28 protein-coding genes and 1 pseudogene are annotated in these 25,642 nt (G+C 59.3%); 20 read left to right on the top strand and 9 right to left on the bottom strand.

The features are described from left to right. Nucleotides 1–11: 11 nt before the first annotated feature. From DA915_RS27575 to DA915_RS27540, 8 genes are all read left to right on the top strand, one after another. Entirely contained in the window at nucleotides 12–1,001 is a 990-nt protein-coding gene (locus tag DA915_RS27575) for a Nit6803 family nitrilase (RefSeq protein ID WP_107677911.1), read from the top strand. Then, complete coding sequence (locus tag DA915_RS27570) at nucleotides 994–2,115, top strand: MSMEG_0568 family radical SAM protein (protein WP_107677968.1); 1,122 nt, start codon at nucleotides 994–996, stop codon at nucleotides 2,113–2,115. Before DA915_RS27575 ends, DA915_RS27570 begins: the two co-directional genes overlap by 8 nt. Further along, a complete protein-coding gene (locus DA915_RS27565; RefSeq protein WP_107677910.1) occupies nucleotides 2,112–2,651 on the top strand; it encodes an MSMEG_0567/Sll0786 family nitrogen starvation N-acetyltransferase in 540 nt (179 codons plus the stop codon). The genes DA915_RS27570 and DA915_RS27565 overlap by 4 nt, the downstream gene beginning before the upstream one ends. Continuing rightward, nucleotides 2,651–3,622, top strand: a complete 972-nt coding sequence (locus DA915_RS27560; RefSeq protein ID WP_107677909.1) for a sll0787 family AIR synthase-like protein — start codon at nucleotides 2,651–2,653, stop codon at nucleotides 3,620–3,622. The genes DA915_RS27565 and DA915_RS27560 overlap by 1 nt, the downstream gene beginning before the upstream one ends. Next, the gene (locus DA915_RS27555) at nucleotides 3,615–3,893 is read left to right on the top strand and encodes an MSMEG_0570 family nitrogen starvation response protein (RefSeq protein WP_107677908.1); all 279 of its coding nucleotides are present in this window, start codon (nucleotides 3,615–3,617) and stop codon (nucleotides 3,891–3,893) included. Before DA915_RS27560 ends, DA915_RS27555 begins: the two co-directional genes overlap by 8 nt. 11 nt (nucleotides 3,894–3,904) lie before the next feature. Beyond that, on the top strand, nucleotides 3,905–5,161 hold the full coding sequence (locus tag DA915_RS27550) for an MSMEG_0569 family flavin-dependent oxidoreductase (RefSeq protein ID WP_107677907.1): 1,257 nt from the start codon (nucleotides 3,905–3,907) through the stop codon (nucleotides 5,159–5,161). Then, nucleotides 5,158–5,970, top strand: coding sequence for a Pnap_2097 family protein (locus tag DA915_RS27545; protein ID WP_244600800.1), 813 nt, complete (start codon nucleotides 5,158–5,160; stop codon nucleotides 5,968–5,970). The genes DA915_RS27550 and DA915_RS27545 overlap by 4 nt, the downstream gene beginning before the upstream one ends. A gap of 442 nt (nucleotides 5,971–6,412) precedes the next feature. Then, nucleotides 6,413–7,489 (top strand): PAS domain S-box protein, encoded by a 1,077-nt coding sequence (locus DA915_RS27540; RefSeq protein ID WP_107677906.1) that lies wholly within the window; start codon nucleotides 6,413–6,415, stop codon nucleotides 7,487–7,489. 739 nt (nucleotides 7,490–8,228) lie between these two features. Here the strand turns inward: DA915_RS27540 and DA915_RS29085 are convergent. Beyond that, a complete protein-coding gene (locus DA915_RS29085; RefSeq protein WP_192886683.1) occupies nucleotides 8,229–8,384 on the bottom strand; it encodes a hypothetical protein in 156 nt (51 codons plus the stop codon). Here DA915_RS29085 and DA915_RS27525 point away from each other — a divergent pair. The 7 genes from DA915_RS27525 to DA915_RS29070 all read left to right on the top strand — a co-directional run bounded on the left by DA915_RS27525 (nucleotide 8,383) and on the right by DA915_RS29070 (nucleotide 13,559). Then, nucleotides 8,383–8,970, top strand: coding sequence for a hypothetical protein (locus DA915_RS27525; RefSeq protein ID WP_107677904.1), 588 nt, complete (start codon nucleotides 8,383–8,385; stop codon nucleotides 8,968–8,970). The genes DA915_RS29085 and DA915_RS27525 overlap by 2 nt on opposite strands. A gap of 275 nt (nucleotides 8,971–9,245) precedes the next feature. Then, nucleotides 9,246–10,178, top strand: a complete 933-nt coding sequence (locus DA915_RS27520) for an ArdC family protein (RefSeq protein ID WP_107677903.1) — start codon at nucleotides 9,246–9,248, stop codon at nucleotides 10,176–10,178. 148 nt (nucleotides 10,179–10,326) lie between these two features. After that, complete coding sequence (locus DA915_RS27515; protein WP_107677902.1) at nucleotides 10,327–11,043, top strand: hypothetical protein; 717 nt, start codon at nucleotides 10,327–10,329, stop codon at nucleotides 11,041–11,043. Then, nucleotides 11,030–11,638: an RES family NAD+ phosphorylase gene (locus tag DA915_RS27510; protein ID WP_244600799.1), complete on the top strand. Its 609-nt coding sequence runs from the start codon at nucleotides 11,030–11,032 to the stop codon at nucleotides 11,636–11,638. The genes DA915_RS27515 and DA915_RS27510 overlap by 14 nt, the downstream gene beginning before the upstream one ends. A 664-nt stretch (nucleotides 11,639–12,302) precedes the next feature. Next, a complete protein-coding gene (locus tag DA915_RS29080) occupies nucleotides 12,303–12,617 on the top strand; it encodes a DUF736 domain-containing protein (RefSeq protein ID WP_192886682.1) in 315 nt (104 codons plus the stop codon). 321 nt (nucleotides 12,618–12,938) lie between these two features. Further along, complete coding sequence (locus DA915_RS29075) at nucleotides 12,939–13,100, top strand: hypothetical protein (protein ID WP_003508801.1); 162 nt, start codon at nucleotides 12,939–12,941, stop codon at nucleotides 13,098–13,100. Nucleotides 13,101–13,385: 285 nt separating this feature from the next. Then, on the top strand, nucleotides 13,386–13,559 hold the full coding sequence (locus tag DA915_RS29070) for a hypothetical protein (protein ID WP_192886681.1): 174 nt from the start codon (nucleotides 13,386–13,388) through the stop codon (nucleotides 13,557–13,559). A 58-nt stretch (nucleotides 13,560–13,617) separates the two neighbouring features. Here the strand turns inward: DA915_RS29070 and DA915_RS27495 are convergent. From DA915_RS27495 to traC, 6 genes and pseudogenes are all read right to left on the bottom strand, one after another. Beyond that, nucleotides 13,618–13,889: pseudogene (locus DA915_RS27495) on the bottom strand (HU family DNA-binding protein). Between the two features lie 51 nt (nucleotides 13,890–13,940). Then, nucleotides 13,941–14,234: a WGR domain-containing protein gene (locus tag DA915_RS27490; RefSeq protein ID WP_107677900.1), complete on the bottom strand. Its 294-nt coding sequence runs from the start codon at nucleotides 14,232–14,234 to the stop codon at nucleotides 13,941–13,943. A gap of 340 nt (nucleotides 14,235–14,574) precedes the next feature. Next, nucleotides 14,575–14,970 carry a hypothetical protein gene (locus tag DA915_RS27485; RefSeq protein WP_107677899.1) on the bottom strand — a complete coding sequence of 132 codons (396 nt, stop codon included), beginning with the start codon at nucleotides 14,968–14,970 and terminating at the stop codon, nucleotides 14,575–14,577. A 69-nt stretch (nucleotides 14,971–15,039) separates the two neighbouring features. Beyond that, nucleotides 15,040–16,956 carry a Ti-type conjugative transfer system protein TraG gene (traG, locus tag DA915_RS27480; protein WP_107677898.1) on the bottom strand — a complete coding sequence of 639 codons (1,917 nt, stop codon included), beginning with the start codon at nucleotides 16,954–16,956 and terminating at the stop codon, nucleotides 15,040–15,042. Beyond that, a complete protein-coding gene (traD, locus tag DA915_RS27475; RefSeq protein WP_003508814.1) occupies nucleotides 16,943–17,158 on the bottom strand; it encodes a type IV conjugative transfer system coupling protein TraD in 216 nt (71 codons plus the stop codon). Before traD ends, traG begins: the two co-directional genes overlap by 14 nt. Before the next feature lie 4 nt (nucleotides 17,159–17,162). Next, on the bottom strand, nucleotides 17,163–17,459 hold the full coding sequence (gene traC, locus DA915_RS27470) for a conjugal transfer protein TraC (protein WP_003508816.1): 297 nt from the start codon (nucleotides 17,457–17,459) through the stop codon (nucleotides 17,163–17,165). A 253-nt stretch (nucleotides 17,460–17,712) separates the two neighbouring features. Between traC and traA the strand changes: the two genes are divergently transcribed. The 5 genes from traA to DA915_RS27445 all read left to right on the top strand — a co-directional run bounded on the left by traA (nucleotide 17,713) and on the right by DA915_RS27445 (nucleotide 24,010). Continuing rightward, nucleotides 17,713–21,015, top strand: coding sequence for a Ti-type conjugative transfer relaxase TraA (gene traA / locus DA915_RS27465; protein ID WP_107677897.1), 3,303 nt, complete (start codon nucleotides 17,713–17,715; stop codon nucleotides 21,013–21,015). Continuing rightward, nucleotides 21,012–21,539 carry a conjugative transfer signal peptidase TraF gene (gene traF, locus DA915_RS27460; protein WP_003508820.1) on the top strand — a complete coding sequence of 176 codons (528 nt, stop codon included), beginning with the start codon at nucleotides 21,012–21,014 and terminating at the stop codon, nucleotides 21,537–21,539. The genes traA and traF overlap by 4 nt, the downstream gene beginning before the upstream one ends. After that, nucleotides 21,460–22,755, top strand: a complete 1,296-nt coding sequence (locus tag DA915_RS27455; RefSeq protein ID WP_107677896.1) for a conjugal transfer protein TraB — start codon at nucleotides 21,460–21,462, stop codon at nucleotides 22,753–22,755. Before traF ends, DA915_RS27455 begins: the two co-directional genes overlap by 80 nt. A 12-nt stretch (nucleotides 22,756–22,767) precedes the next feature. Next, a complete protein-coding gene (locus DA915_RS27450; protein WP_107677895.1) occupies nucleotides 22,768–23,385 on the top strand; it encodes a TraH family protein in 618 nt (205 codons plus the stop codon). 316 nt (nucleotides 23,386–23,701) lie between these two features. Beyond that, nucleotides 23,702–24,010, top strand: coding sequence for a transcriptional repressor TraM (locus DA915_RS27445; RefSeq protein ID WP_003508826.1), 309 nt, complete (start codon nucleotides 23,702–23,704; stop codon nucleotides 24,008–24,010). A 9-nt stretch (nucleotides 24,011–24,019) separates the two neighbouring features. Here the strand turns inward: DA915_RS27445 and traR are convergent, their stop codons facing one another. Together traR and DA915_RS27435 are read right to left on the bottom strand one after the other, a co-directional pair. Then, nucleotides 24,020–24,724: a transcriptional regulator TraR gene (traR, locus tag DA915_RS27440; protein WP_003508828.1), complete on the bottom strand. Its 705-nt coding sequence runs from the start codon at nucleotides 24,722–24,724 to the stop codon at nucleotides 24,020–24,022. A 310-nt stretch (nucleotides 24,725–25,034) separates the two neighbouring features. Next, complete coding sequence (locus DA915_RS27435) at nucleotides 25,035–25,628, bottom strand: nitroreductase family protein (protein WP_107677965.1); 594 nt, start codon at nucleotides 25,626–25,628, stop codon at nucleotides 25,035–25,037. Between the last annotated feature and the right edge of the window lie 14 nt (nucleotides 25,629–25,642).

The raw sequence follows: 25,642 nt of genomic DNA, 5'->3' as shown, positions 1-25,642 counted from the left end.
GGAAGCTTACCATGTCCAGAACCATCCGTGCCGCCGCCGTCCAGATCGCGCCCGACCTCAGTTCGCGCGCGGGGACTGTCGAGCGGGTGCTGAATGCGATCGCAGAGGCCGCCGAAAAAGGCGCTGAGCTGATTGTCTTTCCAGAGACCTTTGTGCCTTGGTATCCTTATTTCAGTTTCGTGCTGCCACCTGTCCAGCAGGGGCCAGAGCATCTGCGCCTGTATGAGGAAGCCGTCACTGTTCCCTCGGCGGAAACTCGAGCGGTGTCCGAAGCGGCGCGCAAGCGCAACGTCGTGATTGTGCTTGGCGTGAATGAACGCGATCACGGTTCTCTCTATAACACACAACTGATTTTCGACGCCGATGGCAGTTTGAAGCTCAAGCGCCGCAAGATTACACCAACCTATCATGAGCGCATGATCTGGGGACAGGGCGATGGTGCCGGACTGAAAGTGGTGGAGACGGCTGTGGGCCGAGTGGGCGCACTCGCTTGCTGGGAGCATTACAATCCGCTCGCCCGTTATGCACTGATGGCGCAACACGAAGAAATTCACGCGTCGCATTTTCCCGGATCTCTTGTCGGTCCGATCTTCGGGGAGCAGATCGAGGTTACAATGCGCCATCACGCGTTGGAATCGGGATGTTTCATCGTAAATGCAACGGGCTGGCTGAGTGAAGAGCAGATTGCCTCGATCCACCCCGATCCAGCGCTGCAAAAAGGTCTGCGGGACGGCTGCATGACCTGCATCATCACCCCGGAAGGCCGCCATGTCGTCCCGCCGCTGACGTCAGGCGAGGGGATTTTGATCGGCGATCTGGACATGAGGCTCATCGCCAAACGCAAGAGGATGATGGATTCTGTCGGTCATTATGCACGGCCTGAGCTTCTGCATCTCGTCCATGACGCACGTCCCGCCCAGCCGCACGAACGAGTGGGCGGGTATCATCCCACAAGTGAAGAGGCCGAAAACGCCCTCGCCCAGGAGGCTCATGATGCTTGAATTGCAGCCAGTGGCCAATCCCGACCTCATCAACGATCTTCAGACAAAAGGCATGCGGCTTGTCGATCCGCGTGCGGGTCATGAAAGCCGGCGCGGCGGAGCCGGTCCCTCTGATCACAAGGCCGTCAGTTTTGGCGATACGACGGTGATGGTTCCCGTTCATACGGCCCCTGCCTTCGATAGCCCGTATCTGGTGGAAGCACCTGACACTGATGGTCGTGCACGCATCACAAAGGAAGGGACTGAGGTTGCCCGCATCCGTTTCCCCAGCCGCCCGAAATTCTACGATCTGACGACGGCGGACGGCATACCTTACAACAAGATCGCCGTACTGCACTCACGCGACGTTCTCGCCACCACGATCCTGCAAACCTGCATCCGCTATGAGAGCCGCAAGAAAACCTGTCAGTTCTGTTCGATTGGGCAGAGCCTTGCCGCCGGCCGGACAATTGCACACAAGACGCCCGAGCAACTTGCGGAGGTTGCCAAAGCGGCTGTCGAGCTTGACGGCGTCAGGCATATGGTGATGACCACCGGAACACCAGCGGGCAGCGATCGTGGCGCTTCTGTTCTCGTCGAGAGTGCTCGTGCTGTGAAGTCGGCTGTCGACTTGCCGATCCAGGTTCAGTGCGAACCGCCGGAAGACGATATCTGGCATCAGCGCATGAAGGAGGCGGGAGCAGATGCGCTTGGCATGCATCTTGAGGCAGTTACGCCGCAGGTGCGTGAGAGAATCATGCCAGGCAAGGCAAGTGTTCCGCTGGAAAAATACTTCTCCAGCTTCGAGGCTGCGGTGAGGGTGTTCGGACGCGGGCAGGTTTCGACCTACATTCTGGCCGGCCTTGGCGATACTCGAGAGGCGGTACTTGAGATGTCCGAGCGCCTTGTGGCGATGGGGGTCTACCCATTCGTCGTGCCCTTCGTGCCGATTTCGGGAACACCTCTGGAAAGCCATCCTGCGCCGACGTCGGAATTCATGGCTGGCATCCTGCAACCCCTGTCAAGGATTGTCATCGATGGCGGGCTCAAGGCTTCCGACATCAAGGCGGGTTGCGGCAAGTGCGGAGCCTGCTCGGCGCTGTCAACCTACGAGAAGCTGAGGGTTCCGGGATGAGCCTTATGGAACAGTCTTCGTTTGTCAGCCCCGAATTCATCATCCGGGCCGCCACCGAAAATTGGGAATTGGCGGGGGCGGCGCAGCTTCGCCATCAGGTTTTCGTGGAGGAGCAAAACATCTTCAACGACAACGACCGCGATTTGATCGACAAGGCGGCAATCTCCCTCGTCGCAATCGCCACATTGGTCGCGGAACCGGCCGATGTCGTCGGCACAGTCCGGATTCATCAACCGTCGCCGGGTGTCTGGTGGGGGTCCCGGCTTGCCGTTGCTCCGGCATATCGCAAGGTCGGACAACTGGGAGCTGAATTGATCCGGCTTGCCGTCAGGACAGCCAATGGCTGCGGATGCCATGAGTTCAATGCCCATGTGCAGCTTCAAAACGTTCCTCTCTTCCGCCGGCTGCATTGGGATCCGATGGCAGAGATAGAGCTCCATGGCGTACCGCATATGCATATGCAGGCATCCCTCGCTCACTACCCAGCTATATACGATCCCGCTACCGGCTGGTCGTCCAGAGCGCGGAGGGGATGATGAATCTGCACGCTATCGCAACCGCACTTGCAGCGCATCCCTCCATTCGTGGCAAACTCGACATTGCAGCGTCAACCGCTGTCCTTCAATTGTCCGCCAGAGCGACCGGGCAACCGGGCGACGATGCTGCAGCGATCAAGCGTCCAGAGGGTGGCTGGGATCTGTTTGCAGGAGAGGGGTTCATGCCCCAGTTCGTGCAGGACGATCCCTGGTTTGCGGGTTGGTGCGGAGTAATGGTCAATTTATCCGACATTGCTGCAATGGGAGGACGTGCCGTCGCATTGCTGGATGCGATCTGGGCTCCAGATGCCGCCGCCGCGAGTGCCGTGCTCACAGGCATACGGGACGCTGCAGCGGCGTATGGCGTCCCCATAGTTGGTGGTCATACCAATCTCCGTAGCCCCGAGCTGAATCTTTCCGTTTCGGTCACAGGGCGAGCAACGCGGCTGATCTCAAGCTTTGTGGCAGAGCCCGGTGACGTGCTCATTGCTGCGGTCGATCACCGCGGGCACTACCGACCACGTTTCGACAACTGGTGTGCAGCACTTGATGCCCCCCATGCTCGTTTGCGAGGGGACTACGAACTCTTGCCGGAGCTGGCGGAAAGCGGTCTCGTCGACGCGGGCAAGGACATCAGTCAGGGTGGCATCGTTGGCACAGCCCTGATGCTCGCTGAATGCTCACGTTGCGGTTTTGATCTCGATCTTTCGGCCATACCGGTACCGCCCGGTGTTGATCTTGTGCGTTGGTTGAGGAGCTTCCCAAGTTTCGGTTTTCTTCTTTCGGTTCGGCCAGAGCGCGCGGCCAAAGTGTGCGCGTTGTTTGCGCAGCGCGGTATCAGTGCGGCTGTTTGCGGGGCAGTTACCTCGAGGCCGAAAGTCGATCTGATACTCGGCGGTGCACGGGCAACGTTCTGGGACTACGCCGCCGTCCCCTATCTCTCATTATCCAAGGAAATCACTTATGCCTGAGGTTCGTTTTACCATTCGCTGGCCCGATGGCGCTGAAGAAAGCTGCTACTCACCTTCAACGGCAATCCGGCGCCATTTTGAAGCGGGTCAGACCTATTCGCTCCCAGATTTTCTGGAACGAGCCCGCGCCGGACTTAACGAGGCATCAGACAGAGTGACGGCCAAGTTTGGTTTCACTTGTTCTTCCGCGATGGACCAACTGGCGCGGATCGAGGCCACAGCACGAAGCCAACCCTCCGACGGGCAGGTTGCCTGCCTGTCTTTGTCTTGAAAGGGTCTGTCATGAACGACACCGCTATTCCTCATATTCCTGTCCTGATCATTGGAGGAGGCCAAGCCGGACTTTCCGTGAGCTGGTACCTGATGCGCGAGGGCGTCGAGCATGTCGTGCTCGAGCGCCATCGCCGGTTCGAAAGCTGGCGCAATAATCGCTGGGACAGTTTCTGTCTGGTCACGCCAAACTGGCAGTGCCGTCTGCCTGGCTGGACTTATAAGGGAAATGATCCTGACGGCTTCATGTTGAAGGACGAAATCGTCGATTATCTCGACGGGTTCGCTCAGAGTTTCAGTCCGCCTCTACGCGAAGGTGTGGATGTCACCCGTGTTTCACCGTCTGACGAGGGCGGATACCGGATCGAAACGACGGCCGGAAGCTGGATAGCGGATCAGGTGGTAATCGCCACCGGGGGCTACGACAACCCGATCGTTCCGTCTTATGCAGCCAATCTCGATCCTTCCATTGTACAGATCCATTCGCGAGAGTATCGACGCCCATCGCAATTGCCCGAAGGTGGCGCGTTGATCGTGGGAACCGGACAATCAGGTGTTCAGATCATGGATGACTTCCATCTGGAAGGGCGGCCTGTGCATCTCGCTGTTGGCCCGGCTCCCCGCAGCCCACGCAAGTATCGTGGTCGCGACGCAACGGACTGGCTGTACGACGCGGGCACCTACGCGGTGACGATTGATCGCCATCCTGATCCGGCGAAGGCGCTCACCCAGACCAATCACTACATGTCGGGACGCGACGGTGGTAAGGAGATCGACCTGCGCAAATACGCACTGGAAGGCGTCCAGCTTTATGGGTCTGTGGCTGGGGGCGACGGAACCACAATGAGCTTCCTACCGGATCTGGAAAAAAATCTTGATGATGCCGACCGAAGCTATCTGGGCATTCGGAAGCAGATAGACACATGGATTGCTGCGCAGGAGATCGACGCGCCGGATGAGCCTCCCTTTGAGAAGGTCTGGAAACCCGGAGAGGTGATCACGGAAGTGGACCTGGTATCGGCTGGCATCTCCTCGATCATCTGGGCCATCGGGTTTCGTCCAGACTACTCATGGCTGGAGGTCGATTGCCTTGATGAACGCGGAAAGCCCAAATTCCGCCGCGGCGTAACCGATGTTCCTGGATTGTATTTCATCGGGCTCGGCTGGCTGAATACGTGGGGTTCAGGGCGTTTCCTCGGCATCGACGAAGATAGCCGCTATCTGGTCGAACAGATCGTTTCGCGACAAAAGAATGTTCTCGCCGCATGAGCCAGTTCGCCTTGTCTGCTATCGTTGAACCAGCGTTGATCGAGCACCATCGCCTTGGGATGGCCGAGATGGGCTACCGTGGCCTCTCCGAGCAATGGCTACTGCGCCGGGCAGGTGACCTGCACTGGCGGCTCATTGCCCGCGCAATGGGCCAAAAAGATGCCGTTTTCACCTGCGCAGCTGGGGAGCCTCTCTACGCCGCATTTTGCGCGACGAGCCTGAGTTTTAGCAGACCGGAGCTTCCGCAGCTTGGTGCCATGCTCACCCTTGGAGCAGACCTTTACCGGATGGGACACGGCCGGCTGGCATCTCTCCAGCGGATTGCTGTGGGGGCCCAGGAAATCGGACGCGTGGTTTTGATCTCGACTTTTGTGGGACGCTTGAAGTCAGGTAGCAACCGGTCGATCGTTCGGCGTGCGCCCACTGTGCTGGCAATACCGCCGGAAGCTCCTTTTTCGGTAAAGCGTATGGCGCACTGGGCTGGGGTCGTTACGCGGTGTGCTATGAACGAAACCTTTGATTGGCCGGATCAGGAGGGCATTCGCAGAATCTTGCCTTGCCCTTCGGTTGATTTCAATGCCGCCGGGCTTTTGTATTTCCCCAGTTTCAGTGCGCTTGCGGAGCGCGCACTGTTCGAAGCAGGTGAGACGGCGCACACCACGGCATCGCGACATGTTGTGTATATGGGCAATGTTGAACCGGGAGAGGGCATCAAAGTCGGCTTCCGTCGGCTGGCCAGCGGCAAAGATATCGTGCTGCGTGGCGAAGATGACCGGTTTTTGGCATTCATACGCGCTAGGCAATACTGATTATCTTCGCGACCGCCCCGTTCAGCATCGCCATGGGCGGTGTTATCTGATCCACCGTCGGTGTTTCAGATGTCAGAAGTGTCGATAGTGGCCGTGTCATATCTCGGGTGGAATTTCGAGATCGGAGATACGAAAGTCTCACGCAACACTTGGGCCGCGCCCCGGAATCGGGGCTGCCCATATATGTGAATGTCGCTGATATGCCGTGATTGCGGTGTGTCGGGGACCTAGCTTATCTGCGTTGAGCGCCACCGGTTCAGGTCCCTTCAACAGCAAAAAGGGCATTTGACAGCGATCTCAATGTCGGACGGCGTCACAGGAGTTTGCGACCCCAAATATCATTCTGACTGTCGTTGGCGGTGTTTAGCGAATATGATCGGTGGTGCATTAGCGGTCTCGGCCGTCTCGATTTGTTGAAAAATGCATTGATTGAGGGGGGTAGATGTCAAACACTGATAAGGAGCAACACGAGGGCCAAGCCGAGCTCCGCTTTCCGCAACTGGAGGCCGACATAGAAGCTGCGCAGCACGGGCATAGTGCAGCAGCATTTCTGGCCGCAATCGTCGAATCCTCCGACGATGCGATTGTCAGCAAGAGCCTCAGCGGAGTCATTACGACCTGGAACAAGGGCGCTGAGCGCCTTTTCGGCTATACCGCAGATGAGGCTATCGGCAACCCGATCACGATCCTCATTCCACCTGATCGCCTCGACGAGGAACCGGCCATCCTCGCCCGCATCCAGGCCGGTGAGCGCGTCGATCACTTCGAAACAATACGACGACGTAAAGACGGGTCCTTGGTCGATATTTCGCTGACCATCTCGCCTATTCGGGACGCCAACGGAAAGATCATTGGCGCATCGAAAATCGCCCGCGACATCTCGGAGCGCAAGCGAGCCGCCGAGCGTCAAGACCTTCTGCTCCGGGAAATGCATCATCGAGTAAAAAACCTGTTCGCCATCACCAGCAGCATAATCACCCTTGCCGCGAAGACGGCAAAGACGACTAGCGATCTGGCTGCGGGAGTGAAGGATAGGCTGATGGCCCTCTCGCGGGCACATGAGATGACATTGCCAAATCTGAATGGCGAGGCTGCGACCGGCGGTCCACGGACCAAGCTGTTTCAGCTTCTGTCGACCATTCTCGCGCCCTATGAGCGGGAGGGCTCCGATCGGTGGCAGCTCGTTGGAGATGACATCGACGTCAATGGCAACAAGATCACAAATCTCGCGCTGTTGTTCCATGAATTCGCGACCAATGCCGCAAAATATGGCGCCCTCTCTGTCGAAGAGGGGAAGCTGGATATCGCAGCGAAGGTGACGGGCGAGGTCTTAGAGATCGTCTGGCTCGAGAGTAGCGGCCCGCGACAGGCGGCGCCGGAGACACGTTCGATCGGTTTTGGAAGCAGGCTCGAGCATATCGTTAGTCGGAGCCTCGGGGTCGATATCTCGCGCCAGTGGATGTCGAATGGTCTGGCGATCCGCCTCTCCATCCCCCGCCACGCCATCAGTGAGCAATGAGGCGACGCAACGGCCAGTGCCTCAACCGGCCGGACCGAAGTGGAGGGCGTTGGCGCCAATCGATGCGCAGGTAATCCTTTCAAGGCGTGCATATATGCCGATCAGTTTAGTAGTGGCGGTTTCGCTGTGGAGTTTCAGGTAGATTTGCGCCGCTTTTTCATTTCGCGTCGTGCCGACTAATTGCATTTATGATGTTGATCGAAGACGTTTTCTCGCAGTGTGGGCGGATCCGTCCGAAATTAAAAAGTGGATCAAATTCGTGCGATTCAACACGGCGCCCTCATCGCGCGCACCGCCTCCGGAAGACAGGCGACAACGGTGCGGGTCTGGAGCCGGGCGCGGCGCCGATCGGGTCCTCGCAATTACCATCAGGAGTTCGTCGACCGCCTCACCTTCGCGCATTGGGCTGAGCTTGACATGATCGCTTGCAGGCTGGCGATGAATGAGACGGTCAGCGGCGGTTCCCAACCTCGCGTTCATGAGCCTGTGCATCATCCGGCGACATAGGCTGACCTCAAACGAAGGCGCTGGTGCTGGACTTGCCGGGCTTCGATGTCATCGGCATTACTGGGCTTGGCCATAAACCGTTTCTTGCCCCTCGAGACAGAAATCCGGCCCGTGCCGGACTGCCCTTCTTCTTCGCTGCGGTCTGAACCGGCGACCGGTCGTTTCAAGGCCGCTGTCGCGCCGCATTGCGGCCGATCCAACCTCACTGCGCGACGGCAGGCTCGCGGTCTGCTCAGGTCAGAACCTGCTGGCCCGCAAACCTGCCCTGCTGGTTCAGCCGGACCGGACCTGTGAAGCCGCCCGTCCCTTGCCGGTTCTGGTCGTCCGCATCGAAGGGCAGACCGGCACGGGCCGGAACCGCTTCGGCAGCCAAGGAAGGAACAGACATGGCCAAGCCCGCAACTCGCAACCGCTCCACCGCACGGATCTCGCAACTCCGCAAAAGAGCCACCCTCGAAATGGTGCGCCTCACATGCCCCGATGCGGCCCAGGCACTCAAGATCGCCGAAAGCTTCGGCACCACGGTCGTCGACAGCGATGGCATCCGCAGCCTGCATGAGCGGCTGATCGTCGAGACCGCCGACAGCCTTTCGGAGGGCTTGGGCGAGAGGGCCATGCAGATCCATCTGCAGCGCATCGTCGGGGCCTTCGTCGGATCGGCGCACGGCGCCGGCCAGTTTTACTCGCGCGCCGTCACTGAGGCACGCGACGCAACCGCGAAGGCATCAAACGATGCCCGCGATGAGGATCTTGACGGCCCTGTCGGCTACGATAGCGCCGCCCAGCGCAAGCGGGAATTCGCGGCTGACATGGGTGTCCAGTCCCACGCACTTCGTATGGCCGCAGAAGGCACGGTGGCGGCCTACGAACAGGTCGTTGGCGAGACCTGGAAGCCATTCGACCGGCCGGTCGAAAACCCGGGCGCATCGCTCGACCGCAAAGCGGCCGACGTTCAGATGGCTGCATTCGGATGACACACTCGGCGGGGTCGCACCCCGCCTTCTTTTTCTGAACCGAGGCCGGCGCCTGCAGCGCTGGCTTTGCTCATGTCGAAAAGGAAAACTGGAGACGCGCCATCGCGTCCCGTCCCGTTCGGCGGTCCTGCAGGGGCCGGGCGCCCAAGCAACGGCTTTGCCGTCCTCCACGCTGTTGCGGCCGTTCCGGTGCATGGCCACATCATCGGCTCCTGACTTCGGACCTCCGCGACGGACCGCGATCGGCGCGGTCCTAAGAAAAGGAGATAGAAGTCATGGCAAAGAAATTAGAATCGGACCGTAGCGACATTTACACGCGGATCACCGATCGGATCGTCGAGGAGCTTGAATATGGAGTGCGTCCCTGGATGAGACCGTGGAGCGCCGCCAACACGCACAGTCGCATCAGTCGGCCCGTGCGCCACAACGGTCAGCCCTATTCGGGCATGAACGTGCTGCTCCTGTGGTCGGAGCAGATATCGCGCGGCTTCGTCTCGTCAATGTGGATGACGTTCAAGCAGGCGCTTGAATTGGGAGGGGCTGTGCGCAAAGGCGAGACCGGCTCGACCGTTGTTATCGCCAGACGTTTCATCAGGTCTGAGGTGGACGGGAACGGTAACGAGGTCGATCGGGAGATCCCGTTCCTGAAGGCCTATTCAGTGTTCAACGTCGAGCAGATCGACGGTTTGCCCGAGAGCTATTATGCACCGCCCGCCAAGGTCCTTGATCCGATCGAGCGGATCGAAAGCGCTGATCGCTTCTTTCGCAATACAGGCGCGGTCATCCGGCATGGTGGCAACCAGGCCTACTATTTCCCGGTGATGGACTATATCCAGATGCCACCCTTCGAGGCGTTTCGCGATGCCGCCGGGTACGCGGCCGTCCTCAGTTATGAGGCGACTCACTGGACGGCGGCGGAGCATCGCGTCGGACGAGACTTGTCGTGCTATGCGAAAGACCGGACAGAGCGGGCGCGGGAAGAACTCATTGCAGAACTTGGCAGTTGCTTCCTCTGCGCCGACCTTGGCATCGCGCCGGAGCTCGAGCCGCGGCCAGATCACGCCTCCTATCTGCAGTCGTGGCTCTCGGTCCTGGCCAACGACAAGCGGGCGATTTTTCAGGCGGCAGCCCATGCGCAGCGGGCGGTCAATTATCTCCACGGTCTTCAGCCGCAGGCGGACGCCCGCGAAACGAGGAAGGTAGCGTGATCGCGCTCGTCTCTTTTTGGGCGTTCTTTGGTTCGAGCAAAACAATGGCCGTCTGCGGACCAATGCGCCACATTGTAAATGCGCCCTGCAATCTGGACATTCCGGACAATCTGTACTATCTATCGTCGCAGATGATAGGAGCAGGAACATGGTCACATCCGTCAGAAAATCGTCAGCAACCTCCCTGTCGGGGTTGAACCCGGCGGCCATCGCCGATGTCGTTGAGGTCCTCGCCCGTCATAATCCACGTCTTTCCAAGACGGCGCTTGCCGCGACGGGGCGTGTCGTCGCCGCAGTCACCGCGGCAACCGCACGTCTTGCCGCCGACCAGCAACGCCGGCTCGTTGCCGACGAACGCGAGCTGGCGCAAGCCGTCGAGGTCGCGGTCGCTGGCCTCGTCGCGGAAGCGGACGTCCGCCTCGCGCCGCTTGCGGTTGGCAAGTCCGTCGAGGTCAGTCAGGGCGCCGGTCTTCCCGCGCCCATCGATCTCGATGAAGGAAGGCGCAGACTTGCAGCTTTTGCAGAGCCGACGCGTCTCGAGGACTGGGCCGGTCCTGTCGCGGGACCGGCCGAGATCGAAAAGACATTTGGCACGAAACGGTCGACCCTGCACGACTGGCAGAGGCGTGGCGCGGTGATTGGTCTGCTGAAGGGCGAACGCAAGCATGTCTTTCCATTGGCGCAGTTCGTCGATGGACGCCCGGTAGAGGGCATGGCTCAGGTGACGCGGATCATCGCCAATCCTCGTGTCGCATGGCAATGGTTAATCTGGACGAAGCCCGATATCGGCGGCTCGCCGTTGGATCTCATGAAAAATGGCCGTCTGGACGAGGTCCTTGCTGCGGCCGAGCATGATTTCGGCTGATACTGTGAAGCTCGATCCCAAAACAGTTGCCGATCTCGCACTAGCGTTTCGGCCGAATGCCTGGCTGCGCGTTTTGCCGCGCGCCCACATGGCGACGCCACTCGGCATGGGCTTTGGCAATAGCCGCTTTTCCAGCCCTCACAGGAGATTCCGCCTGGCCTACATCGCACAGGATCTGCCGACGGCGATTGCGGAAACGATCGTGCGTGACCGCTTCGAGGGCAGCGCCGACCGGGTGCTTGATGAAACAGAGTTCGAAGACTGGGCGATTGCCGAGGTTTCCGCTGTCGATCCCTTGGCCGTCCTCGACCTGAGAACCACCGGTTTGCTCAAGCTAGGAGTCAGCACCGATGCTGCCCGTGCGAAAGCCCACAACGATGGGCAGGCGCTGAGCGAGGCCGTCTACGGGACCTTCGATGCCGACGGGTTATTATACGCATCGCGGTTGACAGGCGCCCATTGTCTGGCGGTCTACGACCGTGCGGTGACGCGCAAGCTCGCAACGACGCCGGCAATCGAGCTTCTTCGACACCCAGGCCTCGTTCCCGCGCTGAAGAAAATCGGTGTCTCGGTCCGGAGCGCCCGCTCTCCATGACAGGCGTTCGGCCGAGGCGCTTATGGCCGCGGCAGGGATGCGTGGACACCCGCCGTCGACCGAGGGGGGGCGGGATCAATCAGCTGCGATTGAGTGCAAGTCAGAATATGCTGCTCGCGAATTCTGAACCGGACAGTGCGGCTTGTCCGGTCCGGTGTCAGCGGACGCGATCTTACGTCATGCGGCTACTAAGCAGTGTTGCTGCGACTGGCCCCCTGCGTCCTGCCAACAACGGATCATTCTTGGCGAACAAGAACAAACATGGATGACTTCTGCCCGATCGGACACCGGAAGCCGTCATCGAGGCAGAGAGTCCGACGACATTTCCAGGACTTGCCGCATTCGATCGGCAAATTCCCTGACGATTGATGTGGCCATTGGTGTCATCCATTCGGACATAGCACGCGGGCGCGGCCAACGCGGCCTCGATTTGACATGTCTGATCGAAGAGCGGCTGCGCCTCGATCGTCCTCCCGCAACGGCATCGCCAACTTTCTTCCCCTGCAAACTGCGTTCGCATTCCTCGCGGTCCAAGAAAGCCGTCTCGTGCCGCCCTCCATTGTATTCCGGTCCCTTGGGGATGCGGTCCGATCGTCCCCGATCAATTCGACAGTCATCGAGGACGCGATGGTCGCGGCCCGATCAACCCGAAAGGATCACGACAATGGCAGTCATCGGCGAATTCACCACCAGCGGCAACACCATCACTGGCAACGTCCGCACCCTCACCGTCTCCCTGAAGGCCCGCCTGAACCCGATCGAGCGTACCTCGCGCGACGCTCCCGACTTCCGCATCACCGCCGGCCCCGGCGTTGAAATCGGCGCAGGCTGGAGCCAGGTCTCCAACGACGGCGAGCCCTACATCTCCGTCAAGCTCGATGACCCGAGCTTCAACGCTCCGATCAACGCCGCCCTGTGGCCTGCCGAGAAGGATGGCGACCACACCCTGGTCTGGAACCGCCCGAAGCGTGACGCCTGATCGAAAACACCGCCCCGCCGGAAACGGCGGGGCTTACCCCGCGCTCAGTACAAAGAAGAAACCGGGCATCGAGCCCGCTTTTTTCTTCCGGTCGCGATACGGAGAGGTGGGGTCTGCTCAGAATGACCAATGGTGCCGTGAGGAAGTACCGGCTTCAAGAACTTCGCGGCCCCCTCCAATTTTCAGGAGCCGCCCTGAAGGGCGCCACCAGAAAATCGGTTCCTCCGCTTGCCGCCTCCGGCGGTCGCTGGCGCGATCCTTGACCCCGCCATTTTCTCCCGCCCCGCGGCGTCATCTTTCCCAAACGTCAAGGAGACGACGATGCTGCTGGAACAACACATCGAAGAACTGCGCCGCGAACTGAATCACTGCCATCCTGACGAACGTCACGAGATTGCCGTCGAACTCGAACTTGCTCAGGCTGAGCTGGCTGTCATCATGGCCGAGCAGGAAGGTTCCACTGACGCCGTGCCGCCCTTCTAAGGGCGGTTGTCGCAGAACGTCGTGCCACCGCTCCCGTCGCGGTGAGGCGCGACGCTTTCACCTTCTCCTTTTGAGGACGGTCATCGACTATCGGGGATCGTGCGTCCCGCACAGTCAGTCAGCAACTTTTCGCGGCCAGAATTTTCCCCGCCGTAAACAGCTCCTCGCGGTCCAAAATTCCGGCAGCGCAAGGTCCTCCACGTTGCTCCGGCCTGACGGTGCAGCCGGACTTTCCGGTCCGCATTCGCTCCCCGGGATAACCGCAATCGACAAGGAGAGATTTCAATGAAACGCCTCGCTCAATTCCTCAACCGCACAGGTCGCCGGCTCCGTATACTGGGCAAAGTCATCTCTCACGTCTTCCGGGACGGCAAGCTCGGCCTGAAGCTCGCGATCAAGATCCCGTTCTTCGTCGAAATCGAGATCAGCTATGAACGTAGCCCCGAGCGAGGCCGATAATGGCCCCAGGTAGCCGCTTACGCGGCTACTTCTTGGCATTCGTTTCTTCTGCGTCGGCTCATTTGTTGAGCGTATCCTTCAATGCCTTCGCGGGCTGGAAGGTAAGTTTCCGCGCAGCTGCAACCTTGATGGTCGCACCCGTTCCTGGATTGCGGGCCTCGCGCTCCGGCGTGTTCTTGATTTTAAACTTGCCGAACCCCGATATCGATGTTTCCGCGCCGGATGTAGCAGTCGCCATGATGGATGCGAAGACGGTCTCGACAATCGTCTTCGCCTGCGCTTTGGTCAGGCCCTGTTGATCTTATCGGCGATTTCATTGGTTGTGGTCATGATGGTTTCCTCGTTAAAGACGGAAAACCTTTTCAGCCGGCCCCGCGATTGTCACGTGCCGATGCTCTCCGAATTGGTGGCCCCGACGGTGTTTCCACAACTTCTTACGGGGCGATAACCTCGTTTTCTTTTCTGAAGCATCAGCTCGAGAAAACGGGAAATCGCCTCCTTCTCCGTACCGAACACTTCTGTCATCTCTCCACCTGCCTTGCCGATCCGTCCCCATGTCCGTACCAACGCGGTTTCTCCGAACAGGGTTTGCTGGATCGCAAGCGAGTAATATCGGGCCATGTTCCGGCTGACGTCAATCCTCTGGCAATAGAGCTGGTAGTGGTGAATACTCATGCCCAATGATCGTCGATGTTCACGCTATGGTCCAACGACACTTCTGAATCGAAGGGCCGCTTTCGATTCATTTTCGTGATGGATATCGGTGATCGATCATGCTCCGCTCGGGCGAGACGACTTCGCCGCCCGGCTCTTCTCGCTACGCTCACCAAACCCGCTGCGCAGTTTCGACCGTCGCGTTTCTGTCTCGCATGGCCGGCCATGCCGACGGATGATAATGCAGGAATGGCCTGGTTGCGGTGGCGGAGGCGCGCGACGGCTCGATCCCTCCCAACGGCGCGCTCGTAGGACAACTTACCGCCAACCACGACCACCGTAGCGCTCATCGCCCGATGCATCAGGTACTGACCGTTCTGGCATTTGCCGCAGTTTCTCGTTCGTCGTCCTGCTGCCTACGCTTACCGGTTTTTGAACGAAGCCTGTTCAATATCGGTGGCAGGAATGGAACATCCTCCCATACCCCATTACCTTCGAAGAGCATCTCGGTATTGCGATTGCGCCATCTCACCTCTTCTTTTGTCACGAATGGCGGTGCAATTTCGGCAAGGATCGCCAAGGGCACAAAACCGGCCGTGCAGATCAAAGCAACGATCCTCAGCATCAAACCCCCATGAGGTAGGAATACCCCAAGGCTGATGATCGCTTCGACAACGATGATCGGCGTCAACGCCATGAATGCCGCCCAAATGTTCAGCGGTCCCATCAGGGAATACCAGTCATTTTTCCATTGCATCTTTAGTGTTCCTCCTGACTCCGTGGTTGCCGGGAAAGGTTCAAAGCGTCCAACGCCACGTTACATCTACTATTCACTACGATGAAACCTGTTCGTGCCGACACAGGCCTTCATGTCCTCGCGGCGGAACCAGACGGCTCGCCCGCATCGAAGGGGTGCATTGCCCGAGGTGAAGACGATCTGCTCGTCGGCGCGCATGCGCAGAACCTCATGCGGAAGGATCAACGGCCGGCGGTTCAGCTGCTTCGATCGTGATCGCGACGATCCCTTCATTCCAGACGAGCGATTGGTTTGGTCTACCTCGACCGTCGTGTCGCCACATCGCTTCGAGATGTAGTCGGCGGTATCGGGATCATTGATCGCCGAGAAAGAAATCCACGATACGGATTCGAACCATTTGCTCGTCGCATCACGCCCGCCATACGCATCGCGCATCTGGCCGAGCGACTGGAAGATCATCGTCAGCGTGATGCCGTACTTTCGGCCTGCGTCTCGGGCGGTTTCAAGGATGCGCAGATAGCCGAGGCGCGCCACCTCGTCGAGCAGGAAAAGGGTGCGACCCTTCACATTGCCCTTGTGATTATAGATTGCGTTCAGGAGCGAACCGATGACGACGCGTGCGAAGCCCGGATGGGCTTCCAGCACTTTCAGATCGAGCGCTATAAAAATGTCGGTCTCGCCGTTCGCGAGATCGTCAGTCGAGAAACTGTCGCCGGAGACCAGACCGGCATAGTTGGGATAAGACAGCCAGTGTGTTTCTTTGACAGCATTGGCATAGACACCCGAAAACGTCTCCGGCGTCATGTTGACGAAGACGGCGACATTTTCCTTCACAAAGTCGGACTCTGACCCTTCGTAGATTTTCGTCAGGCGTGCCCGAAGCTGCGGCTCGGGTTCGGACAGATTGGCCCGGACGCGGCGCAAAGTCTGGTCCTTTTCAGCCGTGTGCCCCGACAGGCAGACGTCGGCGATCAGCGCCGTCAAAAGCTGCATCGCCGAGGCTCTGAAGAAGTCGTCTCGAGCGGACGCCGTGCGCGCATTGTCGGTCATGATCCATGTTGCGAGGGCGACGATGTCCTCTTCCTTGGTATTGCCATGGCGACCGATCCAGTCCAGCGCGTTGAACCCGACAGCCGACGCGGTCGGATCGAGCACGATCACCTTTCGGCCAGCCTGACGTCGGTGCTCGCTGACCATCGGTGCAACCTCGCTTGACGGATCCAGCACAACGAGACCGCCTCCCCATTTGAGCGCAGTCGGTATTGTTACCGAGGTCGTCTTGAAGCCACCGGAACCGGCGAAGACGATCCCGTGCGACGAGCCGAACGATCCATCGAAGCAGAGCAGTGGTGACTTGCCTCCGGCACCCCAGCTCTGCGGATCATCGGCACGAAAAGGCAAGGTGGCCACGCTGTCCTTTTCAACCCGGTATCGCTCGCCAATGACGATGCCGCCCGTGTCGGGAAAAAGCTTTGCCGCCTCCTGCAACTTCATCCAGTCCGCTTCGCCGTGCACCGCCCGCTTTCCGCCGATCCGCTTTGGTCCTGTTTGAGCAAAAGCGGCGTTGCCCTTGATCGCGACGCGCAGCGCAAACATTGCGCCGATGAAGGCGACGCCCGCACCGACCATCGTCGTTGGATCGGTATAGATGAGAACGGATTGTCCTGCCGGTACGTTGCTCGCGATGCCGGCCAGGCGGACAGTCTCGCGTGCTATGGCGATAATGATGACCGCAGCACTTCCAGCCAGTACGCTCAAACCGGCAGCCTTGATATTCGTCGAACCATTGGCGGCAAAGAGCGCGACGACGCCGATGGCGGCTGCCGCGACATAGGGCAGGGCGAGGCCGACGCGACCCAGCGTCAGCTTAGCCTGCGCTGATGTTCCAAGCGCCGCCAGCCGATGTTCCATGCTTGACGTCAGGATTATGGCTGCGACCATGATTGCCGCGGGCAGGATCGCCAGAAGCAACCTATTCGTCGTCATTGCCAAAGGCCTCCGCGCCAATTGCCGCCAGTCGGGCCTTCTCCGTCTCGTCACCCCTGATCCGCCTGTTGGCCTCGATCAGCAGGCCGAGCAGCAGAGAACGCTTCTCGTAGCGCAGTCCTGCCTTGACGATCAGGCCGCCGAGTTCGATTTTTTCGCGCGTGTCCTTTTTGCGCGCCTCTGTCGTCGTTGATTTCGCCATTCGCTCAAGCCTCACCAGACCCGCCCGCATCCGCGCCAGCCGGCTGCGTCGCGGAGGTCCCGCTTGCGTTTCGACCGTCTCCGGTATCCTTCTTTCCGGTCGCAGCACCCTTGCCTCCGCGAAACCGTTTGGCGACTTCCTCGAAGGCCGCTTGAAGCTCTGCCTCGTCGATTTCGATCTCGCCAAGTCCCGCCCTAAGCGCGATACGTCCGATGCGTTCGGCCTCACGGGTCTCGGCCTGCTTTAGCTGGTCCTGCAATCTTGCGATTTCTTCTCTGATCTTCGATGACGGCTTCTTCACTCCGGGTCCTCCTTGAGGTCTGGGCGTTGCACTTGCGACGCCCAGATTCTCCCGGATGAACCCAAAATGACATCTGCAGATCTGCAGATCGCCAATGGCGATGCTTTGGTGAATGATCCCGGCCGTTCCGAAGGAATGGCTCCAAGGGCGCAATTATACGTCGAGGTGCGACGTGCTTGCTTTTCGGTCCGGTGCGACCGAGCTCTGCCGCCACTCCCGACGAACTTGGTTCTAACCGGGAGCAATCTTCGCCTTGGCCATCGCCCATTTCTCAGCCAGCATCGTCAGCCGGGGCTCCGGCCGCAGCGTCGTGCTGTCTGCGGCCTACCGGCACTGTGCAAAGATGGAATACGAGCGTGAGGCCCGCACAATTGATTACACCCGCAAGCACGGCTTGCTGCACGAGGAGTTCGTATTACCCACCGGCGCCCCGAAATGGGTTAGCTCACTGACCGCTGATCGTTCAGTCGCCGGAGCCTCGGAAGTCTTCTGGAACAAGGTCGAAGCTTTCGAGAAGCGTGCCGATGCGCAGCTTGCCCGTGACCTGACGATTGCCTTGCCCCTGGAACTGTCAGCGGAGCAGAACATCGCCCTGGTCCGGGATTTTGTCGAGAAACATATCCTGGCGAAAGGCATGGTCGCTGATTGGGTCTACCACGACAATCTCGGCAATCCGCATATTCATCTGATGACGACGTTGCGGCCGCTCTCCGACGACGGGTTCGGTTCGAAGAAGGTTGCTGTCATCGGTGAGGATGGCCAGCCGGTGCGAACGAAGTCCGGCAAAATTCTCTACGAGCTATGGGCCGGTTCGACGGATTATTTCAATGCGCTACGCGATGGATGGTTCGAACGGCTGAACCATCATCTGGCGCTCGGCGGCATCGATCTCCGCGTCGATGGCCGCTCCTACGAAAAGCAGGGTATCGATCTTGAGCCGACCATCCATCTCGGCGTCGGCACCAAGGCGGTCGAGCGCAAGGCGGAGCAACAGGGTGTTCGCCCCGAGCTGGAGCGGACCGGGTTGAACGAAGAGCGCCGATCCGAAAACACCCGCAGGATCCTGCGCAATCCCGCCATCGTGCTCGACCTAATCACGCGAGAAAAGAGCGTTTTCGATGAACGCGATGTCGCTAAAATCCTGCATCGCTATGTCGACGATCCCGCCGTTTTCCAGCAGCTGATGATCAGGGTCGTCCTGAACCCGGAGGTGCTGCGGCTGCAGCGCGACACGATCGATTTTGCCACCGGAGAGAAAGTGCCGGCGCGTTATTCGACGCTGTCGATGATCCGGCTGGAAGCGACGATGGCGCGCCAGGCAACGTGGTTGTCGAACCGGGAGGGAAGGGGTGTTTCACAGGCCGCTCTTGATGCCACTTTCCGACGGCATGAGCGGCTGTTCGACGAGCAGAAAACGGCGATCGAGCGCATTGCCGGACCTGCCCGTATCGCCGCGGTGGTCGGACGCGCCGGGGCCGGCAAGACCACGATGATGAAGGCGGCCCGTGAGGCTTGGGAACTGGCCGGATATCGTGTTGTTGGCGGTGCCCTTGCGGGAAAGGCAGCTGAGGGTCTGGAGAAGGAAGCGGGCATCGAAAGCCGGACGCTTGCGTCATGGGAGCTGCGCTGGAAGGGCGGCCGTGACGTCCTGGACGACAAGACGATCTTCGTCATGGACGAGGCCGGCATGGTTGCGTCGAAGCAGATGGTCGGGTTCGTCGATGCCGTGGTCAAGGCCGGTGCGAAGATCGTGCTGGTCGGCGATCCCGAACAGCTTCAACCTATCGAGGCGGGTGCTGCCTTCCGCGCCATTGTGGATCGCACTGGCTATGCCGAGCTCGAAACCATCTATCGCCAGCGCGAGGACTGGATGCGGAAGGCGTCGCTCGATCTTGCGCGAGGCAATGTCGACAAAGCCCTTGCTGCGTATCAAGGTGAGGGCAGGGTGCTCGGCTCGCGCCTGAAGGCCGAAGCAATCGAGAGGCTGATCGCCGACTGGGACCAGGATTATGACCAGTCGAAGACGACGCTGATCCTAGCCCATCTGCGTCGCGACGTGCGCATGCTCAATGTCATGGCCCGCGAGAAACTCGTTGAGCGCGGCATTGTCGGAGAGGGCAAGATCTTCAAAACGGCCGATGGCGAACGCCGTTTCGATGCCGGCGACCAGATCGTCTTCCTTAAGAACGAAGGATCGCTCGGCGTCAAGAATGGCATGATCGGTCAAGTCGTAGAGGCCGCAGCAAACCGCATCGTCGCAACGGTGGGAGATGGCGATCAACGCCGACAGGTAATCGTCGAACAGCGGTTCTACAACAATCTCGATCACGGCTACGCCACGACGATTCACAAGTCCCAAGGCGCCACGGTCGACCGGGTCAAGGTGCTGGCGTCGCTGTCACTCGATCGCCATCTTACCTACGTGGCGATGACCCGTCACCGGGAGGATCTCCAGCTCTATTACGGGACGAGATCCTTCTCCTTCAACGGCGGTCTGGCCAAGGTTCTTTCCCGAAGGAACGCCAAGGAGACCACGCTCGATTACGAGCGCGGTCAGCTCTATCGCGAGGCGCTACGTTTCGCAGAAAACCGTGGCCTGTCCATCGTCCAGGTCGCTCGCACGATGGTACGCGACCGGCTCGACTGGACGCTGCGCCAGAAGGCAAAACTTGTCGATCTCAGTCAGCGCCTTGCTGCCTTTGCCGCGCGCCTCGGCTTCACCCACTTCCCGAAAACCCAAACGATGAAGGAGGCCGCACCCATGGTCGCAGGAATCAAGATATTCTCCGGCTCGGTTGCCGATACGGTCGGTGACAAGCTCGGCACAGATCCCGCCCTGAAGCGGCAATGGGAGGAGGTCTCGGCACGTTTTGCTTACGTCTTCGCCGATCCCGAAACCGCCTTCCGTGCGATGAACTTCGATGCGGTTCTCGTGGACAAGGAGACGGCGAAACAGATCCTCCAGAAACTCGAGGCGGAGCCGGCATCGATCGGCGCGCTGAAGGGCAAGACCGGCATTCTCACCACCAAGGCGGAGCGTGAGGCCCGTCGCGTCGCCGAGGTCAATGTTCCGGCCTTGAAGCGGGATCTCGAGCAATATCTTAAGACGCGCGAGACCGCCATAACGAGGCTCCAGGCGGATGAGCAAGCGCTACGCCAGCGGGTCTCGATCGACATTCCGGCGCTGTCGCCGGCGGCGCGTGTCTTGCTGGAGCGGGTGCGTGACGCCATCGACCGCAACGATCTGCCAGCGGCGATGGCCTACGCACTCAGCAATCGCGAAACGAAGCTCGAAATCGACGGGTTCAACAAGGCCGTTACCGAGCGGTTCGGGGAACGCACCCTGTTGAGCAACGCCGCCCGTGAGCCCACTGGAACGCTGTACGAAAAGCTTTCCGAGGGTATGAAGCCGGAGCAAAAGGAAGAGCTGAAACAAGCCTGGCCGGTCATGCGGACGGCGCAACAGCTTGCCGCCCATGAGCGCACCGCACAGTCACTGAGACAAGCCGAGGAACAACGTCTTGCCCAGCGCCAGACGCCGGTGCTGAAGCAATGAGGCGGAGACGGGTTCTCCTGTTTCTGACGGGTGCCGTCGTCATGTCTGCACTGGCGGCGACTGCGTTCACGGGTGGTTATCGACTCAACCTGACCCCAAGCGAGCCGCTCGGACTCTGGCGTATCGAGGAGCTTCAGCGTCCGGTCGCCGTCGGCGATCTGGTATTTTTTTGCCCGCCCGCGACATCGATGTTCGCGGAGGGGTGGCGGCGTGGATATCTGCGGCGAGGGCCTTGCGCCGGCGGAGTTGCGCCGCTGATCAAGACGGTCGCAGCTCTTACTGGACAGCGTATCGAAATCACCGATCACGTGCTCATCGATGGTCGCCCGCTTCCCGCATCGTCCGTGCGGGGCAGGGACGGCGAGGGCAGGACGCTCACACCTTCCCCCGGCGGGATCGTACCGCCGCATCATCTGTTCCTTCACTCATCCTTCGCGAGCTCCTATGATAGTCGATATTTTGGCCCGGTTCCGGATTCCGGTCTTCTCGGTCTGGCGCGACCCGTCTTCACCTTCGACCCGTGATCGCAGTGACGATCATCTGACTGATCGCTGGAAACCCATCTTCCTGATCATGGCTTCAATTGCCTCTGGGAGGATCGGCTGGAGCGGGCAGGTGCTTCTTCTTCCGGCCGCCATGATCTTTCCTGTTCTATGGGCAATGGCGCCGTCACGCTCGATCGCTGCACTCGTGTCTGCAGGGTATTTCCTGGCGGCCTCCCGCAGTTTGCCGCAGGGCGTGGCCAACTTCTACGCTTCCGATCTCTGGCCTGGTCTTCTGCTTTGGGTTACGGCTTCAGTGTCATTCGTTGGCGTCCATGCCGCACTCTGGATGAGGCACCGTGGCGAATTCGCACCCGGGACTGGGGGCGCGGATTCGGTGAGGGCGATCCGTTATCCGCTCGCCATGGTGCTGACCGGGCTGCCGCCCTTTGGCATCACCGGTTGGGCGCATCCACTGACAGCTGCCGGAGTGCTGTTTCCTGGCTGGGGATGGTGGGGACTGCTCGCGATGGCGACCGGCCTCACCCTCATGACGACGAGGCTTTGGCCGGCCGCCGCCATCATCCTCGCAGGATTCTGGCTCTGGTCCGCCGCAACGTGGACGGAAATGAATCTACCCGATGCGTGGAAAGGCGTCGACCTTCACGAAGGACAAAACCTCGGCCGCCATGGATCGCTTCCGTATCACCGTGACTTGATCGCAACAGCGCGCCGGAGCATTGCGGGGCATCTGGACACGCATGTCCTGGTGCTGCCGGAAAGCACGCTCGGCTTCTGGACGCCGACGGTCGCGCGTGTCTGGCGGGAAGGTTTGCAGGGCTCCGGTCTCACCGTTATCACAGGTGCCGCCGTCATCGATCCCAAAGGCTACGACAATGTGATGGTGGTGATCTCGGCCACCGCAGCGAACATCCTCTATCGCGAGCGCATGCCGGTTCCAGGCTCCATGTGGCAACCATGGTTGCGATGGACCGGGCAAGGCGGCGGCGCACGGGCCGACTTCTTCGGCAATCCGGTGGTCGAGGTTGACGGAGTAAGGATCGCGCTGCTGATCTGCTATGAGCAACTCATTCTCTGGCCAGTCCTGCAATCGATGCTGCACTCGCCCGAGGTGGTCGTTGCCGTTGGCAACGGCTGGTGGACCGAAAACACCTCGATCGTCGCCATTCAGAAAGCGAGCGTCGCAGCTTGGGCAAGGCTCTTCGGCCTGCCCATTGTTCTAGCCTTCAACACATAAGAGATCCCTACGATGCTAGATGCCGTCCTTATTCAGCAATGCGCCGATCCTTCCCTGAAGCCCGCGATCGTTGAGCAGTTCATCGCGAAGGCGGGATCGCAGGACCCTCTCGCCATCACCGTGCGCTCTGGCAGCCGCGTGGTGCTGGCGCCGAAGCCGACATCGCCGGAAGAGGCACTGGCTCTGATCCGCGACAATCTTGGTCGCAACACGGTTCGCGTTGGCATCACACAGTATCCGGCCGGCCTCGGCATCGTCGAGGTAGGTCAGTTGAAGTCGGATATGGTCGAGCCTTGCGAGAATATCCGCATGGGGACGGCGCTATTTGCCAAGGTGTTTCGCATCGTCATGAAATGGTATGGCAATCCCACGGCGAAGGAAGTCCTGCCACAGGTCTTCGATGATGCGATCATTGCCTGGCAGACGGGGTATTTCGAGGGGATCGCGGTGTTTCGCGCGGAGGATCGCAGGATGGAGGAGGCGACTCGGTCTGAAACGACCGACCGCGAGAATTCCGATAAAAATTCGGCTCTCCGTGGCGCGGTGGAAACCGCGACCGACGCGGTAGCAACCGATCCGAACACGGCAGGCATCAGGATCGACCTTTCCGGGATCGGTTCAAGGCCCTAATCGGGATCACTTTGCAGATCTGCAAAGCGATTGTTTTTCCAACGCACTAGCGTAAACAGTCTGGACCTTTTATAAGGCGGGGCAGGGCAGTACGCGCTGCCCGGGGGTGTGGAAACTCCTGTCTAGCGGTTGGTGTCGGCCGATGCGGCATCAGAATCCTCTGGCCATTGGCCGGTGGGCCTGCGACGTATGTCCAGGTGCTCCGGTGCTAAAGGTCGCAGGGCTGTCTAGACACAGTTTCCAACCCCCGGCTTCGGATCAGGGATTAACGTTTGCGGGGGCGAACCGCAGACAATATCTAAGGGTTGGATCCCAAATGGATTTGAAAGATTTGACAGTGTCGGACACATGTGAGTTTCGTCCGGTGATAGGGCTCACGCGTGGACTTCCAAGCTCGGACATCGACACGTTGACGGTGAACGCCATTCGGTTGCACAGGCAGCTCGTCGAAAAGGCGGATCAACTGTTCCAGGCGTTGCCGGAGGATCACCAGATGGGGAAATCTGTCGGTGGCAAGCAGCATCTCGAATACATCGAAGCGATGATCGAGATGCATGCGCAGATGAGCGTGGTTAACACGCTGGTCGGCCTTCTGGGCTACATCCCGAAGGTGTCGGTCAACTGAGCACTGCGCCTAGATGAGCCCGGCTCGGATGGCCAGTGCCACCAGGTGCGGCATTGTATGGATCTCTAACCGCTTACGGGTCTCTTCGAGCTTGCTCTTCACCGAATTGTATTTAACCCCTTCCAAATCGGCAGCTTCTTCCATCGTCTTGCCGACCGAGATCCAGTTGAGATAGGCGGCCTCCTTTGGGTCGAGCCATGCCGGGTGCTGTGCAATCGGCGTGAGGGGCAATAAGGACATGCGGGTATGAAGCTGCCCAACAGCGGCGGCGGCGGCGACAGGATCGATATCGCGTTTGAGGTCAACAGCGGGTTTATCGGAGGCGAGCGTGAACATGGAAGTCGATCCGTTGGCAGCTCTGATGGGTATGGTGATTCCAGAACGGATCCCGAAATCCGCTGCCTGGCTGAAGAACGCCCGTTCTTCCTTGGAAAGGTACCGCCTTTCAGCCTCTCCGCTCCATGTAAACACCCGCTTCAGCGACTTTGCGCGGTTTACGATCGGGTCGATGGCCTCGAATTTTCGCTTGAAATAGATCGACCGCCATTCGGGAGGGTAGTTTGATGAGGCGATCGTGTGCCCCGGACGGATGTAGAGATAGGCGTAACCGAAAAAGCCCGCTTGTTGGGCAAGATGGGTGAGAGCATCCTTGAGAACATTCTCGTCGCCCCGAAGCGCAGCAAGATCGATTAGCTTGTCCAGCCAATGTTGCATATTTTACTCCGTAAATTGTCAGGTGGGACAGGTCAAAAGGCGCTCCTTGCTAAGGGAAACTAGCCGGGCACGCAATCCTAGATTGCATAACTCATTTTATGGAACTTCGCTATGCGACGCGCAAGCTCCAAAGTAAGAATCAATTCTGCCGAAGTAGCGCTAATGCATCTCAAAGAATGAAGTTGAACGGTCGTACGCTGGCCATTGTGAACAGTTATTGGCTCTTGAAGGAATTTGAACCTTGGATCTACGCTTCAATTTACCTAACCCAATGAATATACTAAGAGGCATCCGTCCTTCTTCCGCAGGTCTAGCGAAAGAAGCTTCGAAAACGGTCATTATCGGAGATGACTGTCTTTGCGGGAAAAGGCGCCTCGTTGGAGCCGAACGGCATCTGCGCGCGTAATCTCCAGGTCTCAGGTATGTTCCAATGCCTTTTGATCTTTGCGTCAACCAGCGGGTTATAATGCTGCAGACTAGCTCCAATTCCGATGCCCGCGAGCGCGATCCAGACCGAAAGTTGAGCCATTCCAGAGGCTTGCTCTGACCAATCTGGGAAGTGATCAGCGTAAAGGGGCCACTGATCTTGTAAGATCCTGATCACATTCCGGTCCTCGAAGAAAAGAACAGCTCCTGCCCCAGCTGCGAAGCTGTCGATCTTTCTAAAGGAGTGCTTCTTAGCTTCTCCTTCGACGATATGACTTAACTCCGACTTCACAATATCCCAGAGTTTTTGATTTTCATCGCGATGCAGGATCACAACCCGCGAACTCTGCGAGTTAAACGCCGAGGGTGATAGGCGAACCGCCTCGCGAATAAGTGCATCGATCTCCTCGTCGGGAAGCGCGATGTTTTTGCCAAGTGAATACTGCGTCCGACGTTTTGCAAGAAGTTGCGCCACCATAATGCTGCTAGCGG

The organism is Agrobacterium sp. LAD9, assembly GCF_003031125.1.
GTDB classification, from domain to species: domain Bacteria; phylum Pseudomonadota; class Alphaproteobacteria; order Rhizobiales; family Rhizobiaceae; genus Agrobacterium; species Agrobacterium radiobacter.
Note: the sequence above shows the minus strand (reverse complement) of the source record. Positions and strands in the feature narration are given on the sequence as shown.

Bases quoted from the DNA above. Each gene is read 5' to 3' on its own strand.
- DA915_RS27575 (WP_107677911.1), top strand. From the start codon at position 12: ATGTCCAGAACCATCCGTGCCGCCGCCGTCCAGATCGCGCCCGACCTC.
- DA915_RS27570 (WP_107677968.1), top strand. From the start codon at position 994: ATGCTTGAATTGCAGCCAGTGGCCAATCCCGACCTCATCAACGATCTT.
- DA915_RS27565 (WP_107677910.1), top strand. From the start codon at position 2,112: ATGAGCCTTATGGAACAGTCTTCGTTTGTCAGCCCCGAATTCATCATC.
- DA915_RS27560 (WP_107677909.1), top strand. From the start codon at position 2,651: ATGAATCTGCACGCTATCGCAACCGCACTTGCAGCGCATCCCTCCATT.
- DA915_RS27555 (WP_107677908.1), top strand. From the start codon at position 3,615: ATGCCTGAGGTTCGTTTTACCATTCGCTGGCCCGATGGCGCTGAAGAA.
- DA915_RS27550 (WP_107677907.1), top strand. From the start codon at position 3,905: ATGAACGACACCGCTATTCCTCATATTCCTGTCCTGATCATTGGAGGA.
- DA915_RS27545 (WP_244600800.1), top strand. From the start codon at position 5,158: ATGAGCCAGTTCGCCTTGTCTGCTATCGTTGAACCAGCGTTGATCGAG.
- DA915_RS27540 (WP_107677906.1), top strand. From the start codon at position 6,413: ATGTCAAACACTGATAAGGAGCAACACGAGGGCCAAGCCGAGCTCCGC.
- DA915_RS27525 (WP_107677904.1), top strand. From the start codon at position 8,383: ATGGCCAAGCCCGCAACTCGCAACCGCTCCACCGCACGGATCTCGCAA.
- DA915_RS29085 (WP_192886683.1), bottom strand. From the start codon at position 8,384: ATGTCTGTTCCTTCCTTGGCTGCCGAAGCGGTTCCGGCCCGTGCCGGT.
- DA915_RS27520 (WP_107677903.1), top strand. From the start codon at position 9,246: ATGGCAAAGAAATTAGAATCGGACCGTAGCGACATTTACACGCGGATC.
- DA915_RS27515 (WP_107677902.1), top strand. From the start codon at position 10,327: ATGGTCACATCCGTCAGAAAATCGTCAGCAACCTCCCTGTCGGGGTTG.
- DA915_RS27510 (WP_244600799.1), top strand. From the start codon at position 11,030: ATGATTTCGGCTGATACTGTGAAGCTCGATCCCAAAACAGTTGCCGAT.
- DA915_RS29080 (WP_192886682.1), top strand. From the start codon at position 12,303: ATGGCAGTCATCGGCGAATTCACCACCAGCGGCAACACCATCACTGGC.
- DA915_RS29075 (WP_003508801.1), top strand. From the start codon at position 12,939: ATGCTGCTGGAACAACACATCGAAGAACTGCGCCGCGAACTGAATCAC.
- DA915_RS29070 (WP_192886681.1), top strand. From the start codon at position 13,386: ATGAAACGCCTCGCTCAATTCCTCAACCGCACAGGTCGCCGGCTCCGT.
- DA915_RS27490 (WP_107677900.1), bottom strand. From the start codon at position 14,234: ATGAGTATTCACCACTACCAGCTCTATTGCCAGAGGATTGACGTCAGC.
- DA915_RS27485 (WP_107677899.1), bottom strand. From the start codon at position 14,970: ATGCAATGGAAAAATGACTGGTATTCCCTGATGGGACCGCTGAACATT.
- traG (WP_107677898.1), bottom strand. From the start codon at position 16,956: ATGACGACGAATAGGTTGCTTCTGGCGATCCTGCCCGCGGCAATCATG.
- traD (WP_003508814.1), bottom strand. From the start codon at position 17,158: ATGGCGAAATCAACGACGACAGAGGCGCGCAAAAAGGACACGCGCGAA.
- traF (WP_003508820.1), top strand. From the start codon at position 21,012: ATGAGGCGGAGACGGGTTCTCCTGTTTCTGACGGGTGCCGTCGTCATG.
- DA915_RS27455 (WP_107677896.1), top strand. From the start codon at position 21,460: ATGATAGTCGATATTTTGGCCCGGTTCCGGATTCCGGTCTTCTCGGTC.
- DA915_RS27450 (WP_107677895.1), top strand. From the start codon at position 22,768: ATGCTAGATGCCGTCCTTATTCAGCAATGCGCCGATCCTTCCCTGAAG.
- DA915_RS27445 (WP_003508826.1), top strand. From the start codon at position 23,702: ATGGATTTGAAAGATTTGACAGTGTCGGACACATGTGAGTTTCGTCCG.
- traR (WP_003508828.1), bottom strand. From the start codon at position 24,724: ATGCAACATTGGCTGGACAAGCTAATCGATCTTGCTGCGCTTCGGGGC.
- DA915_RS27435 (WP_107677965.1), bottom strand. From the start codon at position 25,628: ATGGTGGCGCAACTTCTTGCAAAACGTCGGACGCAGTATTCACTTGGC.